12 protein-coding genes are annotated in these 15,970 nt (G+C 37.9%); 4 read left to right on the plus strand and 8 right to left on the minus strand.

The window, feature by feature from the left end; genetic code table 11:
• Nucleotides 1–154: 154 nt before the first annotated feature.
• The 3 genes from ACSVH7_RS02360 to ACSVH7_RS02370 all read left to right on the plus strand — a co-directional run bounded on the left by ACSVH7_RS02360 (nt 155) and on the right by ACSVH7_RS02370 (nt 2,672).
• Nucleotides 155–1,051: a S66 peptidase family protein gene (locus tag ACSVH7_RS02360; RefSeq protein WP_438065087.1), complete on the plus strand. Its 897-nt coding sequence runs from the start codon at nt 155–157 to the stop codon at nt 1,049–1,051.
• 483 nt (nt 1,052–1,534) lie between these two features.
• The gene (locus ACSVH7_RS02365; RefSeq protein WP_438065088.1) at nt 1,535–1,894 is read left to right on the plus strand and encodes a YraN family protein; all 360 of its coding nucleotides are present in this window, start codon (nt 1,535–1,537) and stop codon (nt 1,892–1,894) included.
• Between the two features lie 121 nt (nt 1,895–2,015).
• The gene (locus tag ACSVH7_RS02370; RefSeq protein ID WP_438065089.1) at nt 2,016–2,672 is read left to right on the plus strand and encodes an aspartate kinase; all 657 of its coding nucleotides are present in this window, start codon (nt 2,016–2,018) and stop codon (nt 2,670–2,672) included.
• A gap of 213 nt (nt 2,673–2,885) precedes the next feature.
• On the opposite strand, the gene ACSVH7_RS02375 is transcribed toward ACSVH7_RS02370, so the two are convergent.
• The 7 genes from ACSVH7_RS02375 to ACSVH7_RS02405 form a co-directional block, all read right to left on the minus strand.
• Entirely contained in the window at nt 2,886–3,386 is a 501-nt protein-coding gene (locus ACSVH7_RS02375; protein WP_438065090.1) for a DUF6646 family protein, read from the minus strand.
• 34 nt (nt 3,387–3,420) lie between these two features.
• Nucleotides 3,421–4,146: a metallophosphoesterase family protein gene (locus ACSVH7_RS02380; RefSeq protein ID WP_438065091.1), complete on the minus strand. Its 726-nt coding sequence runs from the start codon at nt 4,144–4,146 to the stop codon at nt 3,421–3,423.
• Nucleotides 4,147–4,282: 136 nt separating this feature from the next.
• Complete coding sequence (locus tag ACSVH7_RS02385) at nt 4,283–4,699, minus strand: hypothetical protein (protein WP_438065092.1); 417 nt, start codon at nt 4,697–4,699, stop codon at nt 4,283–4,285.
• Between the two features lie 51 nt (nt 4,700–4,750).
• The gene (mfd, locus tag ACSVH7_RS02390) at nt 4,751–8,122 is read right to left on the minus strand and encodes a transcription-repair coupling factor (RefSeq protein WP_438065093.1); all 3,372 of its coding nucleotides are present in this window, start codon (nt 8,120–8,122) and stop codon (nt 4,751–4,753) included.
• Nucleotides 8,115–8,723, minus strand: a complete 609-nt coding sequence (locus ACSVH7_RS02395) for a hypothetical protein (RefSeq protein ID WP_438065094.1) — start codon at nt 8,721–8,723, stop codon at nt 8,115–8,117. The genes mfd and ACSVH7_RS02395 overlap by 8 nt, the downstream gene beginning before the upstream one ends.
• Before the next feature lie 507 nt (nt 8,724–9,230).
• Nucleotides 9,231–11,348 (minus strand): glycoside hydrolase family 97 protein, encoded by a 2,118-nt coding sequence (locus ACSVH7_RS02400; RefSeq protein ID WP_438065095.1) that lies wholly within the window; start codon nt 11,346–11,348, stop codon nt 9,231–9,233.
• A 272-nt stretch (nt 11,349–11,620) separates the two neighbouring features.
• Nucleotides 11,621–13,285, minus strand: a complete 1,665-nt coding sequence (locus ACSVH7_RS02405; protein ID WP_438065096.1) for a DUF6377 domain-containing protein — start codon at nt 13,283–13,285, stop codon at nt 11,621–11,623.
• Between the two features lie 290 nt (nt 13,286–13,575).
• Here ACSVH7_RS02405 and ACSVH7_RS02410 point away from each other — a divergent pair, with 290 nt between their 5' ends.
• Nucleotides 13,576–14,514 carry an L-threonine 3-dehydrogenase gene (locus ACSVH7_RS02410; RefSeq protein ID WP_438065097.1) on the plus strand — a complete coding sequence of 313 codons (939 nt, stop codon included), beginning with the start codon at nt 13,576–13,578 and terminating at the stop codon, nt 14,512–14,514.
• A 256-nt stretch (nt 14,515–14,770) separates the two neighbouring features.
• On the opposite strand, the gene ACSVH7_RS02415 is transcribed toward ACSVH7_RS02410, so the two are convergent.
• Nucleotides 14,771–15,727, minus strand: a complete 957-nt coding sequence (locus tag ACSVH7_RS02415) for an MBL fold metallo-hydrolase (protein WP_438065098.1) — start codon at nt 15,725–15,727, stop codon at nt 14,771–14,773.
• Nucleotides 15,728–15,970: the final 243 nt, after the last annotated feature.

Genomic DNA, 15,970 nt, shown 5'->3' on the forward strand with positions numbered 1-15,970 from the left:
TTTGTTTTTTAACTCAGTTTTGAAACTATTGAAATCCAATTTAAACATTATTACAAATCGACAAGCAAAAGCCAAAAGCAAGAGTCATTTTTTATGGCAAGTTTTGTTTTTGGTTTTTGTATGCTCGATTACTAACAGTCAAGCTCAAAAAAAGATGATTACACCACCCGTACTTCAAAAAGGAGACACCATTGCCATTGTGGCTACCGCTCGAAAAAATATCGAAGATAATTTACAACCTACTATCGATTTGCTACACAGTTGGGGACTCGAAGTGGTGATTGGAAGCACCATTGGTTTAGACCAAAATCAATTGGCGGGGACCGATGCGCAACGTGCTGCCGATTTTCAAAAGCAAATGGACAATCCTAATATTAAAGCGATTTGGTGTGCGCGTGGCGGCTACGGAACGGTGAGAATGATTGATTTATTGGATTTTTCTACTTTCAAAAAGCATCCTAAATGGATTGTTGGTTTTAGCGATGTAACTGTTTTGCACAATCATTTGAATACGTTGGGCTACAAAACCATTCACGGAACGATGCCTGTGAGTATTCCTAGAACCGCTCCAGAATCGATTGCTACTTTATACAAAGCCTTGTTTGGACAACCTTTATCCTACACTATTGAACCAACTGCAATGAATCGTTTGGGCAAAGCCAAAGGTGAATTGGTAGGAGGGAATTTATCGATTTTGTATAGTTTGTTTGGTTCGCCTTCTGCTATTGATTGTACAGATAAAATTCTTTTTATCGAAGATTTAGATGAGTATTTGTACCACATCGACCGTATGATGATGAATTTGAAACGCAACGGTTGTTTGGAAAGCATCAAAGGAATTATCGTTGGCGGTATGACCAAAATGAAGGATAATGATATTCCTTGGGGCAAAAATGCGCTTGAAATTATTGAAGACGTAACCAAATCCTATAACATTCCTGTGGTCTATAATTTCCCTGCGGGACATATCAAGGACAATCGCGCGTTGATTTTGGGAAACACCATCACACTTGAAGTCACGGCTAAAGGAACTACTGTGGTTTTTGAATAGTTTTTTAGTTTAAACATAGAAGTCATGTAAGTTTCTTTTTTTTATTGAACCATATAAGGTGTTGAAGGGCATATAAGTGGGTTTTAACCACGAAGGTCACAAAGGCATGCACAAGGTTCACTAAGAAAAATGGTTTATTTTTACTCGTGTAATTCAAAATAATGAGTGTTATTAATCACCTCCAATACCTTATATGGTTCAAAAAGTGATTACACATTGAAATACCGAGAGTATTAATTGTCAAAATCATCAATTGCATCTTGATTTATCGGGATGTTTTTTAATGTGAATCTAGAAAGGCTTTAGCCAAAATTATGTTGTAGTTTGGCTAAAGCCTGATGTGGGTTTGCATTATTGCATTATAATGAATGGGCTAAAGCCCATTCCAATTCAAATCTTAAATGACCTTCAATGCCTTAAATGGTTCAATAACAAATAACTGAAATGACTTATATGTTTAAAATAATAGTTATAATTTAAAATATGGCAGCACATAACGAATTAGGAAAACTAGGTGAGGAGCTAGCGGTTGAATTTCTGAAAAAAGAAGGGTACACGATTTTAGCAACGAATTGGATTTTTCAGAAGGCGGAGATTGATATTTTGGCTCAAAAAGAGGATGTTTTGGCTGTTGTTGAGGTCAAAACAAGATCTTCTATCGAGTTTGGATTGCCTCAGGACTTTGTAAAACCTAAAAAAATTCAATTATTAGTGAAGGCAGTCGATGCTTATATTACCCTTAACGAAATCGATTTAGAAGCGCGATTTGACATCATAGCGATCCAAAAAGAGGGCGAATCCTTTGCTATTGAACATCTTACCGATGCCTTTTTTTACTTTTAAAGTCAAAAAATCAAGTGTTATATTTGTAACAAATTGTTTTTTAATTATATTTGCAAAGAATTTTACCACATTTTGTATTTTTAATACATGTTTTGTCTGAAAATTAAAAAATAAATCCGCTATGAAAACTGTCTCTTCGATTGTTGAAAATTACATCAAAACCAAACCTTTTTTATTAAATGCCCTTTCCATGGGAATTATTAATTTGACTTCATTATCTCGGAATATCATGACCGAATTAGAAAGCGAATTTGGTAAAGAGGTAAAACAAGGCGCTGTGGTGATGGCTTTGAAACGATTAACAGAAGAATTAGATTTTAAATTAAATCATAAAATCAATAAAGTCATCAAAAATATTGGCGAAATTACCGTACGCTCAGAGTTGACGGATTACACGTTTGCCGCATCGGATACGGTTTTGAACAAACAAGCCGACTTGATTACAGACATCAACACGTTTTCGGATATTTTTTACACTTCTTCTCGTGGAGTGAACGAAACCAATATAGTGGTGAGTAGTAGCGTTAATCATTTGGTGGACAAGCATTTTTCAAATGAAAGATTGATTCAGAAATTAGACAATTTAGCCTCGATTACGGTTAAATTACCCAAAGAAAATATTGTCGTTCCAGGGATTTACTATTTCATTTTTCAGCGTTTGGCTTGGGAAGGAGTCATTATTAATGAGGTCATCTCGACTTCGAATGAGTTTACTATTTTGGTGAGTGAAGAGGAAGTGGATGTGGCATTTAAAGTGATTAAAGACTTAAAAAATTAGGAATACATTCCAAAATAACATGAAAACGAGGTCTAGTGCTTCGTTTTTTTGTGCGAGAAAGTCAAAGAAATGCTTCCAAAAAAAGACAATGCTCCCCCTTAGCCCTGATGGGAGGGAAAATCCTTTTTATCCTTTTTTTGGATAAAAAGATTGGAAGGACAGCAGGACTTGGCTTACAAAAAGGACTATTGCTAACTGCTCCTACTACTTCCATTACATGTTAAAAACCGCGCCAATGGAAAAGGTAAATTGGTTATTGAGATTGTAATAACCACGGTCTTTGTTTTCATATTTGGCTATGGGAAATCCCGCTTCGGAAAAGAGGCCGAAACCATTGGTAAATAAATAGCGCATGCCTACATGGCCTCCAAAGTTTTTTAGTCCTAAACTTAAGCCGGGATATACATCTAATTTTTCGTCAATTTGCAACACGCTACCTAGATTGGCATTGATACGAACTTTAGCATCAAAACGGTCTTTGAAAGCGGGTTTGCTAGCACCATTTAACCGATCAAATCCAAGGATGTAACTCCCTACAAAACCATAAGATAGATTTTCGCCAAGTCCGAAATCAGAGGCTAATTGAATGGCATTCCCTCCGTTTTGAAGGTTTACGCCTACACTAAATTTTTGGTCGCCTTTTCCAGAAAATGCTTGCTGTGCATGGATAAAACTAAAGGCAAATAAGGCGGTTATAAGGGCAACTTTTTTCATTTTATGATATATAAATTTGAGGTACAATAGTGTATTAATTTCTTCCTTTTTCGTCAAAATATAATTGATGTAAAGGTTCGCTTTGCCAATATTCTTTGGTGTCGACATCCATAATTGTGAGTGGGCCTTTGAAGGCGGCACCGGTGTCTACATTCCAAACATTGGCCATTTGCACGGGTGTGGTTTGTTCTAAACGGGTAACTGGGGTGTGCCCGATAAAGATTTCATCATAAAGTGTTAACCGTTTAGGGTACAAAAGATGATTTTTGGGTAATGTTTTATCTAACGCCACCGCCGTTTCCCAAAGGGTGCGATCCCAATAAAACAATCTTGGAAAATACTCATAAGCTATCCCGTTTAGGTTAGTAAACCCAGCATGAATAAACAAACGATTTTGCTGGTCAAGATGATAATTTTCGAGCTCTTTCAAAAAAATAATATGCGCTTGAATGGTTTCGGGACTTACTTTCTCGTAAGCCAAAACCGTAGCTTCTCCGCCATGTTTGTACCATAACGGGTTGTCTTTTCCACTATCCAAATAGTCCATAAACAACTCATCGTGATTGCCTCGAATACAGATAATATGGTGTGTTTTTTTCATTTGAATGAGCAAATCGATGACTTGAGGCGATTGACTCCAGCCGTCGACATAATCGCCCAAAAAAATCAATTGATCGGATGGGGTTACCTTGGCGCGCTCCAACACTTGATGCAAGGCACGCAAACCTCCATGTATGTCGCCTATAACTAATGTTCTCATGTGTTTTTTAATCGCTTATTATAAAAATAATAGCAAGATAAGAAAAACTATTTTTAAGACTAAAAAACGAACCTAATATTCGTAAAATATAAGAGGATGTTAACAATTCGCTAGAGGCGCTCCGGTACTTTTACTTCTATTTCTCCGTTACCATAAAACTTGGAGCAAAATTCTTTTTCTTGACAAACAAAAGAGGAATAAACGGAATCATCAGCAAAGTAGGCATCACTTTTTTGGCAATAAATAGTGAAATACATGAACTACATAAAGCCATTCCAATCATGAATCCCATAAACAATTTGTAGGTAACACTTGGGTTGATGGTAAGCACTTTGGTTTTCTCATAACGCAACTCAAATTCGGTTTCGTGGGTCGTCACTTCATTTTTTATTGTGACGGTATGTTTACCATTTGGCAATCGAAACTCCATTCGATTGTTTTGATAATTCATAGGCATAAAGTCGCCGTTATTGAGACGTATTTCATACGTATTGTTCTTATTATAAATGCCTGCACTTTTGGACATTCTTACGATAAGGGTACTTTCGGTCATAGCTGTGGTTATAAATAAGATTCAAATATAAAGATTTATCTTGTCAAAAACCTATTGCTCCCCTCCCAACAATACCATCAACTCCAAACATCTTCGGGTGGTTTTAGCATTATCGAAAGTCAGCAACAAGCGCAGGCCTGCGGGGGTTTGCTTTTCTTTCATTTTGCATAGATTGGGATGCTTTTGTACAAAATCCAAGACTTTATTGAAGCGATTCGATTGGTAAAAATCGGATTGTTGGTCGGAAACAAAATACCCAATCATTTTGCCTTGTTTGAGCACTAGTTTTTCGATACCCACGCGGATGGCAATCCACTTAATGCGAATGCTGTTCATCAACGCATTGGCTCTTGCCGGCAAAGGACCAAATCTATCGATCAATTTGTTGATGAAAACAGTCAGTTCTTCTTCGTTTTTGACTTCTCCTAATTCGTTGTACAGCAGCAATCGCTCCGAAACGGTATTGATGTATTCATCTGGGAATAACAACTCAAAATCGGTGTCGAGTTGCAGGTCTTTGACGTATTGTTTGGTTTCGATGTTGTTCTCTTCTGGATACAAATCTTTGAATTCATTCTCCTTAAGTTCCTCGATGGCTTCATTCATAATTTTTTGATAGGTATCAAAGCCAATCTCATTGATGAAACCACTTTGTTCTCCACCCAGTAAATCTCCAGCGCCACGAATCTCTAAATCCTTCATCGCAATATTGAATCCGCTACCCAACTCGCTAAATTGTTCCAAGGCTTGGATGCGTTTTCTAGCTTCCTCGGTCATTGCAGAATACGGCGGACAAATGAAATAACAAAACGCTTTCTTGTTGCTTCGTCCCACACGTCCTCGCATTTGGTGCAAATCCGACAGTCCAAAATTATTGGCATTATTAATGAAAATGGTGTTCGCATTGGGCACATCCAATCCGCTTTCGATGATGGTGGTGGCTACCAAAACATCGAATTCACCGTTCATAAACGCCAACATCAATTCTTCGAGTTTCTTGCCATCCATTTGCCCGTGACCAATGCCTACTCGGGCGTTGGGCACCAAACGCTGAATCATACCCGCGATTTCCTTAATATTTTCGATGCGGTTATTGATGAAATACACTTGACCATTGCGCTGAATTTCATACGAAATCGCATCTCGAATGGTTTCTTCATTAAACCCAACTACGTGCGTTTCTATCGGATAACGATTGGGCGGTGGCGTAGTAATTACCGATAAATCTCTGGCCGCCATCAACGAAAACTGCAAGGTTCTTGGAATAGGCGTTGCTGTCAAAGTTAAAGTATCTACATTGGCAGCAATGGTTTTCAGTTTGTCTTTTACATTTACGCCAAACTTTTGCTCCTCGTCTACAATCAACAAACCTAAATCTTTGAAGACCACATTTTTGTTGACCAATTGGTGTGTACCGATGACAATATCTAGTTTCCCTTCGGCGAGTTGCTTTAGGGTTTCTGCTTTTTGCTTGGCGGTTCTAAAACGGTTCAAATAGCCCACCGTTACAGGCATATCCTTCAATCGCTCGCTAAACGTTCGGAAATGTTGGTAGGCCAAAATCGTGGTCGGTACCAAAACCGCCACTTGTTTGCTATTATCTACGGCTTTGAAAGCGGCACGAATGGCGACTTCGGTTTTACCAAAACCTACATCGCCACAGACCAATCGGTCCATAGGACGTTCGCTTTCCATATCGGCTTTGACGTCCTGAGTTGATTTTACTTGGTCAGGGGTGTCTTCGTAGATAAACGAACTTTCTAGCTCGTTTTGCAAATAACTATCCGGCGCAAATTGAAAGCCTTTTTCCAAGCGACGTTTGGCGTACAACTGAATCAAATTGAACGCAATATGTTTGACTCTCGCTTTGGTTTTTTGTTTTAAAACTTTCCAAGCATTCGAGCCTAATTTGTAAATTTTGGGTGGTGTTCCGTCTTTGCCGTTGTATTTCGAGATTTTGTGTAGCGAATGAATGCTCACATACACAATGTCATTATCGGCATACACCAACTTAATCGCTTCTTGGGTTTTGCCTTCGACCTGTATTTTTTGCAAGCCTCCAAATTTCCCAATTCCGTGGTCAATATGCGTCACATAATCGCCAACCGAAAGCGAAGTCAGTTCTTTGAGCGTTAAATTTTGTTTTTTAGAATAGCCATTTTTGATGCTGAATTTGTGATAGCGTTCAAAAATCTGGTGGTCGGTGTAACAGGCTATTTGGTTTTCTTCATCGATAAAGCCTTGATACATTGGCAACACGATGGTGTGGTATTGCTTTCGAATATTTTCGGCATTGGCTTCATCTAAACTTTCGAAAATATCGTGAAAGCGTTTGACTTGTCCGTCATTGGAACAAAACAAATAATTCTTGTAGCCGTTAAAATGGTTTTCGTTAAGGTTATTCAATAACAAATCGAATTGTTTATTGAATGACGGCTGTGGCTGAAAATGAAAAGGAAACGTTTTTATGGTTTTAAAAATGGCTTTACTCCCCCATTCTACGACCGAAAAATCCAAAGCGCGCTTGATGAAACTGGCTTGATTCAAGAACAATTGCTCGGGTGTGGCCCGTTTGATTTCTTGGGATAATTTCGCGAAAGCTTCTTCGGCTTTGCCAAATTGTTTGTCCAAATCGGCCAACAATAGCTCGGTATTTTGAATAAAAATCACCGTTTGTGGCGAAATATAATCTAGAAAAGATTCTCGATTTTCCTGAAAAAAGGAGTTTTCTACATTGGGAATTATGGTAATTTTTTTCTTGGTTTCAATCGATAATTGGGTAGCAACATCAAAAGTTCGGATACTTTCCACTTCGTTACCAAAAAACTCGATGCGGTACGGATTATCATTCGAAAACGAAAAGACGTCAACAATTCCACCACGCACCGAAAATTCTCCGGGTTCGGTAATAAAATCGACTCTTTTGAACTCATATTCAAACAACACCTCGTTGATAAAATCGATAGAAATCTTATCTCCTACAGCAACTTTCAAAGTATTTTTGTCCAATTCCTTTCGGGTGACTACTTTTTCAAAAAGTGCTTCGGGATAGGTGACAATTACGGCGGGTTTTTTACGCGAATTGATGCGGTTCAATACCTCAGCACGTAACAAAACATTGGCGTTATCGGTTTCTTCTATTTGATACGGTCTTCGGAAAGAGGCGGGATAAAACAGTACGTCTTTTTCGCCCACCAATTGCTCCATATCGTTCAAATAATAAGCCGCTTCCTCTTTGTTATTGAACACCAACAAAAAAGGCAATTCGGTTTGGGTAAACAGCGAACGCGCCACAAATGAGAATCCAGAGCCTAGTAAACCTGTCAAATGCCATTTGCTGGCAGGTTGTGCCGTCAAACTTGCACTTATTTGAATACACTTAGGTGATTTGTCGTAGGTACTGTATAAAATTGGCTTACTCAACGCGTGGGGTATTTGAAGGTAAAGTAACGGATGAAGGGATGGCTCTCAGCGTGTCTTTTATCATTTGTAACATTTCGGATTCCCCTGTTTCCACCGGAATCTTACTTTTTATGTCAATTTTATCCATTTCACGCTGTAATGCAATCAATTCCAAATTAATTTCTGTAATCTGTTGCACTACTTTTTTGTCTGGAATTTGAGTCAAATGCATATACATGTCTAATAAACTCACATTGGTAATCAAAATAGAAATTCGACTTTTTATAGAAGCAGTATTGTATTGTACAGGAATATTGTCTTTTAATTCCAATGCTTTTTTAGTCAATGCTTTGGATTTCTTTTGAAAAGCACTGATGGAACTTTTGGGTTTTTGGGCCAATTCATCCATAAATGTTCGCCATTGACTCCAATACGAAAGACTATTTTGAGCGACATCATTGATAGGGGCACTTTGAAAATCCCAACCTTTGTTGATATTGGTAAAAATAACTTCTTTTCGTTGGGCTTCCTTTTTTTGAGCTTCCAAACGGAGTTTCTGATTGTCGTTACAAGAAGACAAAAGTAGTGTGGCTATAAAAAGGGACCAGAATTGGTGTTTCATCTGAAAATTAAATTTGAAGTGCAAAGTTACAAAGTAAATTTTAGTTATTGTTTTTCGTTTTGTATTTTCAAAGAAATGGAAGAATATACTAAATAGCCACAAATGCGCTAATTTTAGTTAGATTAGAAATTGATAAGAACCAAGAATTCGTCACATTAAAACACCTTGTTTTCTGATAAAATTCGTGGCCATCAAATGAATCCTAATGTCAAATAACGTGGATGGATCTAGGCGGCGTTTATATCCCCAGAAATAAATTTCTGGGCTACAAAATGAATCGTTCCTAAGGAACTTGACGGTGCAAAAGAACCGTAGGTTCGTGAATTTTGTAAGGATGGATTTTAATCCGTCCTAATTTGAAAACATTGCTGTCGCATTGTAAACACCAAGCTAATCTAAAAAAAATCGTGAATTTGTGGCATAAAAAAAGCCCGATCTAGAATCGAGCTCTTTCAAAACCAAAACAAATTAATCTAACAATTTAAAATTGGGTACTAACCCTGTTTTTTACTTTTTAACTTCCACAATGCTCACCGCATATCCCCCACCTGGAGCAGAATATTGAGACAATTGAGTTTTGTTTGTTACCTTCATTTTTCGAATGGTATACGCTTGTGGATTCGTTTTATAATGGGCGTCTTTGGCATCGGCATAAATGGTGGCTTCATACGTTTTGCCTTTATCCAAAAAGTCTAGTTTAATTTTAGACGTTCTTGGGGTTTCACCATTTACATTTCCAATGAACCAATTATTTGTTCCTTTAGCTTTTCGCGCTACCGTAATATAATCACCTGGCTCGGCTTCTAGATACTTACTCTCATCCCAATCTATCGCAACGTCTTTTATGAATTGAAAAGCATCAGCAAATTTGTTGTAATGTTCCGGAAAATCGGCCGCCATTTGTAAAGGGCTATAAAGAGTTACATACAACGCCAACTGATTGGCCAAAGTGCTGTTGACATGCGATTTGTTATCCGGACTAAACGAACTGATATTCATTTCGAAAATACCGGGTGTGTAATCCATAGGGCCGCCTAACAAGCGCATAAATGGCAAGAGTGTCACGTGATTTGGTTTGGAACCACCAAATGATTGGTATTCTGTTCCTCTAGCCGATTCGTTAGCGATTAAATTTGGATACGTTCTGCAAATTCCGGTTGGTCGCACGGCTTCGTGTGCGTTTACCATAATTTTGTATTCGGCTGCTTTTTCTACCGCATATTGATAGTGGTTATTGCTAAATTGGCTGTAATGATTAGAGCCTAGCGGCAAAATATTTCCAACATAACCACTTTTTACAGCGTCATACCCATTGTCTTTCATAAATTGATACGCTTTGTCCATATGGCGCTCATAATTACGAACAGATCCAGAAGTTTCGTGATGCATGATCATTTTTACTCCTTTAGCCTTTGCATAGTCACGAATCCCTTTGACATCAAAATCTGGATAAGGAGTTACAAAATCAAATACATAATCTTTGGAATGACCAAACCAATCTTCCCAACCTTCGTTCCAACCTTCAACCAAAACGCCATCAAAACCGTGTTGAGCCGCAAAATCAATGTATTTTTTTACATTTTCGGTAGTAGCTCCGTGACGACCGTTGGGTTTTACTTTAGTGAAATCGGTAACACCAAGTTGCACCGAAGGCAATTCATCGGTATACGCCCAACTACTTTTATCGGTAATCATTTCCCACCAAACCCCAACATATTTCATAGGTTTTATCCAAGAAGTATCTTCAATTTTACAAGGATCGTTTAAATTCAATGTCATTTTAGAGGCCAAAATATTTCTGGCATCATCGCTCACTATAATAGTACGCCATGGTGTATTGTGTGGCGCTTGCATCAAACCTTTGTCACCAATTTGGTCAGGAGTCAACCACGATTCGAAAATCATGTTTTTATCATCCAAATTCAAATGCATGCACGAATAATTGAGTAATGCGGCTTCGTGTAAGTTGATATACAATCCTTCTTTGGTTTTCATCAATAATGAAGTTTGCACACCGGTTGGAGAGAAGGTGGTTTGCGATAAATTGGCCGTTTTGGCTTTTTCGCTGAATCCTCTAATTTCGGATAATTTTGAAGTAGTGTAATCGTATTCTTGCGTATCATAATCTCCCGGAATCCAAAAAGCAGTGTGATCACCGGTCATGGCAAACTGTGTTTTTTCTTCTTTGATTACAAAATACGATAAGTTTTTTTGCAATGGGAATTCATAGCGAAACCCTAATCCTTCATTAAATAATCGGAAACGAACCACCATTTGTCGTTCGGTTTCTTTTTGATTCAAAGTAACCGCTAATTCATTGTAATGATTACGAATCGAGGCCACTTCGCCCCAAACCGGTTTCCAATTTTCATCAAAAGTTGCCGTTTTGGTATCAGCAACTACGAAATCATTTCGTAAGGATTTTTTATCATTTTTCAAGTCGAATCCTAAAGTACTTGGCTTGATTACAACCTTGTCTTTGTAATTCAAGGTATAACTTGGCGTGCCATCCGAAAGCAATGAAAATGTCATGACCAATTGTTTATCGGGCGATTGTAATTGTTGGGCTTGTACCGAAGTCATTACGATACAAAAAAGGAAAACAGAGAATAAAAAGTGTTTCATTTTTTTGAATAAAAAGGATTAAACATTTAGGAGATGCGATGCTAAAAAGGAATCAATACAAAGTGCGAAATCCATCGAAATCGATGTAATCAGTAGCCTTTAAAATTTCCTTTCGGCATAAAAAACTATACCTACAAAATTAGCCGCTTTATCATAGTGAAAACGATAGCGTAAAAAAAAAGTAGATTTAAAATATTACAAAACACTATATTTCAATTATTTATAAAATAAAAGTAAACAAAAAAAGTGGTAGCATTAGGAACAAAAAGTAGTTATTTTTCCTGAGCAGTTCCAATTAATAGCACTTGATTTTCGAATTCTTCTCTTGGACCTCGTGCTTTGTTTTTTAATTGTGAGCGGTAATTGTAAATGGTAGAAACAGAATATCGCAAAAACACCGCAATTTTGGCACTGTCTTTTATCCCTAAACGAATCAAAGCAAAAATGCGCAATTCGGTGTTGAGTAGTTCGCCTTTTTTCAAATGGATCGCATCTTGATCGGACAATAAATCCGAAAAATCTTGAATAAAAGAGGGAAACAATTCCAAGAAAGTTTGGTCAAATTGGGTGTAAAATTCCCTTAATTCTTTTTCAACAGGCGCATTCGATTTAACCAATTTGAGCAACTCATTTACTTTTCCAGCTGTGGCCATTACTTTAAGCTTTTGACTATATTCCTCAAGTTTACCAATATAATCCGAACATTGGTCCATATAACGGCCGATATAAATTTCCTTCAACAAACTCGCCTCGGCCAAGGTTGCATTGGTAGCATTTAGTCGTTGGTTGATTTCTTTTAAGTCCTGATTCAAATTAGAAAGTTGTTCATTAGCCAAGGTAAGGGCTTTTTGGGCCGCAGCTACTTTTCGCATTTGTTTGAAAAGCAATACCAAAGCGCCTAATAGGATTAACGACAAAACACTTACCGCCAACAGAAAAATGGTCAATTGTGTACGATTGGTTTCGTTTTTATTTTCGTAAGCTTGGTTGATGATGGGCAGCATTTTAGAAATTTCATACGTCCGTAGTTTGGCATTACAAAACAAGGCGTCTTCCAAAGATCGCTTAATGTACGTGTACGCCCGATCAATATCGCCTTCTTCATACAAGATAAAAGCTATTTTACGCAACGAAATATTTTCTTTTTTGGCCAATTGTACATCAGAAATAGCCGAAAGAATCAACCACTTTTTTTGTTGTTCTTTATCTTTTTTTAATCGATAACCTTCTGCAATCAAATACGCTAAAACCGCTTGATCGGGATCCTGAGCAGATGTTGACGTGTAAAAATGACGTAACGCAGCAATCGCTTGATCGTATTGTTTTTTTTCAAATAAAACATCGGTATTGGCAATACAAAATTCTCGACTTTTCGGCTGAAAATACAACATAGAAGAATCTCGGTAGCGTTGCGTCAATGCCTTGTACTTTTGTTTTTCTAAAGCCGAAGCCGCATATTCAGTCAAGTAACCATAGACAATTCGGTACGTGCCGAAATAATATCCTTTGATACTTGGTGTGGTGTTCACGGGTATGGACTCCAACAAGTCAATCGACTCTTTATACATACCTGAAGTACCTAATATCATCGCTACATTGAGCTGAGCCCCGTTTACTTTTTCTAAATCGTTTAAAGCTAGGGCTACTTGCCAACTTTTTCTAGCATAAGTAAGCGCCGAATCCAATTGAAAGGCTGTATACTCTGAATGAAGTTGTACATAAATCGCATACCGTTGCTCGCTAGAAGTACTGTAACGCAACTCATCTTTGAGATACTGTAACCGCTTTTCTTTTTTGGTAATAGCATTCGGATAGTCTGCAACCGTGTGATCCAATTGTTGTAACAAAGTAGTCACCTCACGCTGCCCCCAAAAACAGCTTGGAAAAAGGAGCGCTCCTAAAAGAAACACTTTCGTGATTTGTACCTTCAAATTCATTTGGTAAAAATAGCTATAAATTCATTTTCAACTCTATTATTTCAACCTCTTTAAGAGTTCCACAGCCATACTTCAACTAATTTGTTTTTCATAAAGACCAAAACCTCTAATTCTTTTCTCAACATTTTCAGAGCATCACTGGCTGCAAGTGAGTATTTTTTATTTACTATTTAATATTTTAAAGGAATTCAAAGCAACAATTACATTTTTTTATTAAATTTATTGTCATTTTTGCGAAATCGATATTTTTAAGATAAATTCCTATCTTTGTTCTTTTAAAACGGCAACTTATGAATCCAAAAATATTAATCATTGGCGCGTGTGGTCAAATCGGAACGGAACTGACCCAAAAATTGAGAAAAATTTACGGTACCGAGAACGTCATCGCCTCCGATATTCGAAAACTGAATGTAGATGTGGTCAACTCGGGTCCTTTTGAAGTCATCAATGCGCTCGATTTTAACCAAATCGAACATTTGGTCGAAGTGCACCAAATCACCGATGTCTATTTGATGGCCGCTTTGCTCTCGGCTACTGCCGAAAAAAACCCCGCCTTTGCTTGGGATTTGAATATGAATTCCTTGTTTCACGTCCTGAATTTGGCCAAAGCCGGAAAAATCAAAAAAATATTCTGGCCTTCGAGTATTGCAGTTTTCGGACCTACTACTCCCAAAGAAAATACGCCTCAATACACCATTATGGAACCTTCGACCGTGTATGGCATTAGCAAACAGTCGGGCGAAAGATGGTGCGAATACTATCACAACCTTTTTGGTGTAGACGTACGCAGCATCCGTTATCCGGGCTTGATTAGCTGGTCTTCACCTCCAGGCGGCGGCACTACAGATTATGCGGTAGACATTTACCACAAAGCCCTCGAAAACCAATCGTACGAATGTTTCTTGTCCGCCGAAACCAAAATGCCTATGATGTATATGGACGACGCCATTGCGGCTACCATCCAAATTATGCAGGCGCCAGCGGAGCAAATCAAGATTCGTTCTTCGTACAACTTGGCCGCGATGAGTTTTACACCCACCGAAATCGCTGCCGAAATCCAAAAGCACATTCCTGATTTCACCATCAGCTATGCACCCGATTTCCGTCAAAAAATTGCCGACAGTTGGCCCGCCAGCATCGACGACAGCCGTGCGCGCGAAGATTGGGGTTGGAACCACCATTTTGCCCTCGACAATATGACGATAGATATGCTCGAACATTTGAAATAAAACGGCAACTGGCTGATTTTATAAAAAATATAAGTCATTGAAGTTTTTTTAAAATAACTGGTTTTTTAAACCATATAAGGCTTTTAAGGTCATTTAAGCTAGCTTGAAAATCCCTTACAAAAGATTAAAACACAAAATAACTTTGCGCCTTTTGCGTAAACCCCTGCGAACTTTGCGGTTAAGCTTTTAACTCAGATTTAATCGAAACTTAAATGACCTTAAATGCCTTATCTGTTTCATTTTTTTCAATAGTAAACTATAACTCCATACGCACCCCTTGTTCAGGAAAAACAAAAGTCAATCCCAACTCGTTTGGAGCCGCTAATTGCTGTTTTATTTTTTGGATAGAGGCAGCAGGAGGTTTCAAATGGGTAATGATGATTTTGCATTTTTGCAAGGCTTCTTTCCCTGTGAGTGCTGCTAAAACCTGCATTTCTTTCATCAAATGTTTTGGTGTTAAATGTCCGAATAGGAACGCATCGGGCTGTTCGTTAGGAAATGAAACTTCTATCAAAATACCTTTCAGCTCTTGTTTTTGAATCAAGGGCGCGATGGCCTTCCAAAGGTCGGCTAGGTTTGTGGATTTTTCTACGGAGTCAGGTCCTGTGTCGCCTAAATACAAGATTGTATTGTTATCTTTTTTGATTAAAAATGCAGTGCTTTCGTAGGGATTTACGTGACTCAACGGAAACGCTTGCACCGTCATTGAGGTATTCGAAATGGGTATGGTTTTTCCAAAAGAAAGGGTTTCGAAATGGTATTTTTTTAAGGGTTTACCCAAACCTTCATCGCCAAAATTCGCCCAAGTCGCATCATTAAAATAATGGTTTTGCATCATTTTCATTGCAGGAGCTGTGGCATAAACGGTTTTGGTCGAGTCGGCAGGCGAATTGATTATCAAACCCGACACGTGATCCAAATGCGCGTGTGAAATACAATAGCCTTTGATGTATTGGCGTAAAACGGTACTCGAAGGCACGGAGAAAGTGCCTTTTTCGATTGCTTTTTCAATGCCCGAATGAACAGTTCCAGCATCTAAACAAACGTATTCCTTTGTTCCGATAGGAGCCACTAAATAGGCCGATAAATTTCGTTCATCGATTCCGCCATAAATTCCCAAAGGCACCACCTCAAAAACGGGTTTCGTCTTTTGTCCAAAAGAAACTAATGTGCTCACAAAAAATAGCAGTAGCAAACCCAACACTTTTCTCATCTTTTCTGCATTGAAAATTAAAGGTTAAAAGTACGGCTTCTGCTGAAAATGGCTGTTTTTTTTAAATCAAATCTGCTTTAATTTTGCGATTTAGGTTACTTTTACGGCTTCTCAAAAGGACTTCAATCAACAGAAAGTCTTGATTTTTTGGTGTTTACTAATTTTAACTAGGAACTCTTCTTTGAAATTTGCATCTAAATACTATCTTTACGAAAAAATATAACAATTTTAACTAAAAAAGTT

It is taken from the genome of Flavobacterium sp. TSSA_36 (assembly GCF_051547165.1).
Classification (GTDB): Bacteria; Bacteroidota; Bacteroidia; order Flavobacteriales; family Flavobacteriaceae; genus Flavobacterium.

What these genes read in the sequence shown, in the direction of transcription:
- ACSVH7_RS02410 (WP_438065097.1), top strand. Translation starts at nt 13,576, where the DNA reads ATGAATCCAAAAATATTAATCATTGGCGCGTGTGGTCAAATCGGAACG.
- ACSVH7_RS02360 (WP_438065087.1), top strand. Translation starts at nt 155, where the DNA reads ATGATTACACCACCCGTACTTCAAAAAGGAGACACCATTGCCATTGTG.
- ACSVH7_RS02400 (WP_438065095.1), bottom strand. Translation starts at nt 11,348, where the DNA reads ATGAAACACTTTTTATTCTCTGTTTTCCTTTTTTGTATCGTAATGACT.
- ACSVH7_RS02380 (WP_438065091.1), bottom strand. Translation starts at nt 4,146, where the DNA reads ATGAGAACATTAGTTATAGGCGACATACATGGAGGTTTGCGTGCCTTG.
- ACSVH7_RS02395 (WP_438065094.1), bottom strand. Translation starts at nt 8,723, where the DNA reads ATGAAACACCAATTCTGGTCCCTTTTTATAGCCACACTACTTTTGTCT.
- ACSVH7_RS02415 (WP_438065098.1), bottom strand. Translation starts at nt 15,727, where the DNA reads ATGAGAAAAGTGTTGGGTTTGCTACTGCTATTTTTTGTGAGCACATTA.
- ACSVH7_RS02370 (WP_438065089.1), top strand. Translation starts at nt 2,016, where the DNA reads ATGAAAACTGTCTCTTCGATTGTTGAAAATTACATCAAAACCAAACCT.
- ACSVH7_RS02375 (WP_438065090.1), bottom strand. Translation starts at nt 3,386, where the DNA reads ATGAAAAAAGTTGCCCTTATAACCGCCTTATTTGCCTTTAGTTTTATC.
- ACSVH7_RS02365 (WP_438065088.1), top strand. Translation starts at nt 1,535, where the DNA reads ATGGCAGCACATAACGAATTAGGAAAACTAGGTGAGGAGCTAGCGGTT.
- ACSVH7_RS02385 (WP_438065092.1), bottom strand. Translation starts at nt 4,699, where the DNA reads ATGACCGAAAGTACCCTTATCGTAAGAATGTCCAAAAGTGCAGGCATT.
- ACSVH7_RS02405 (WP_438065096.1), bottom strand. Translation starts at nt 13,285, where the DNA reads ATGAATTTGAAGGTACAAATCACGAAAGTGTTTCTTTTAGGAGCGCTC.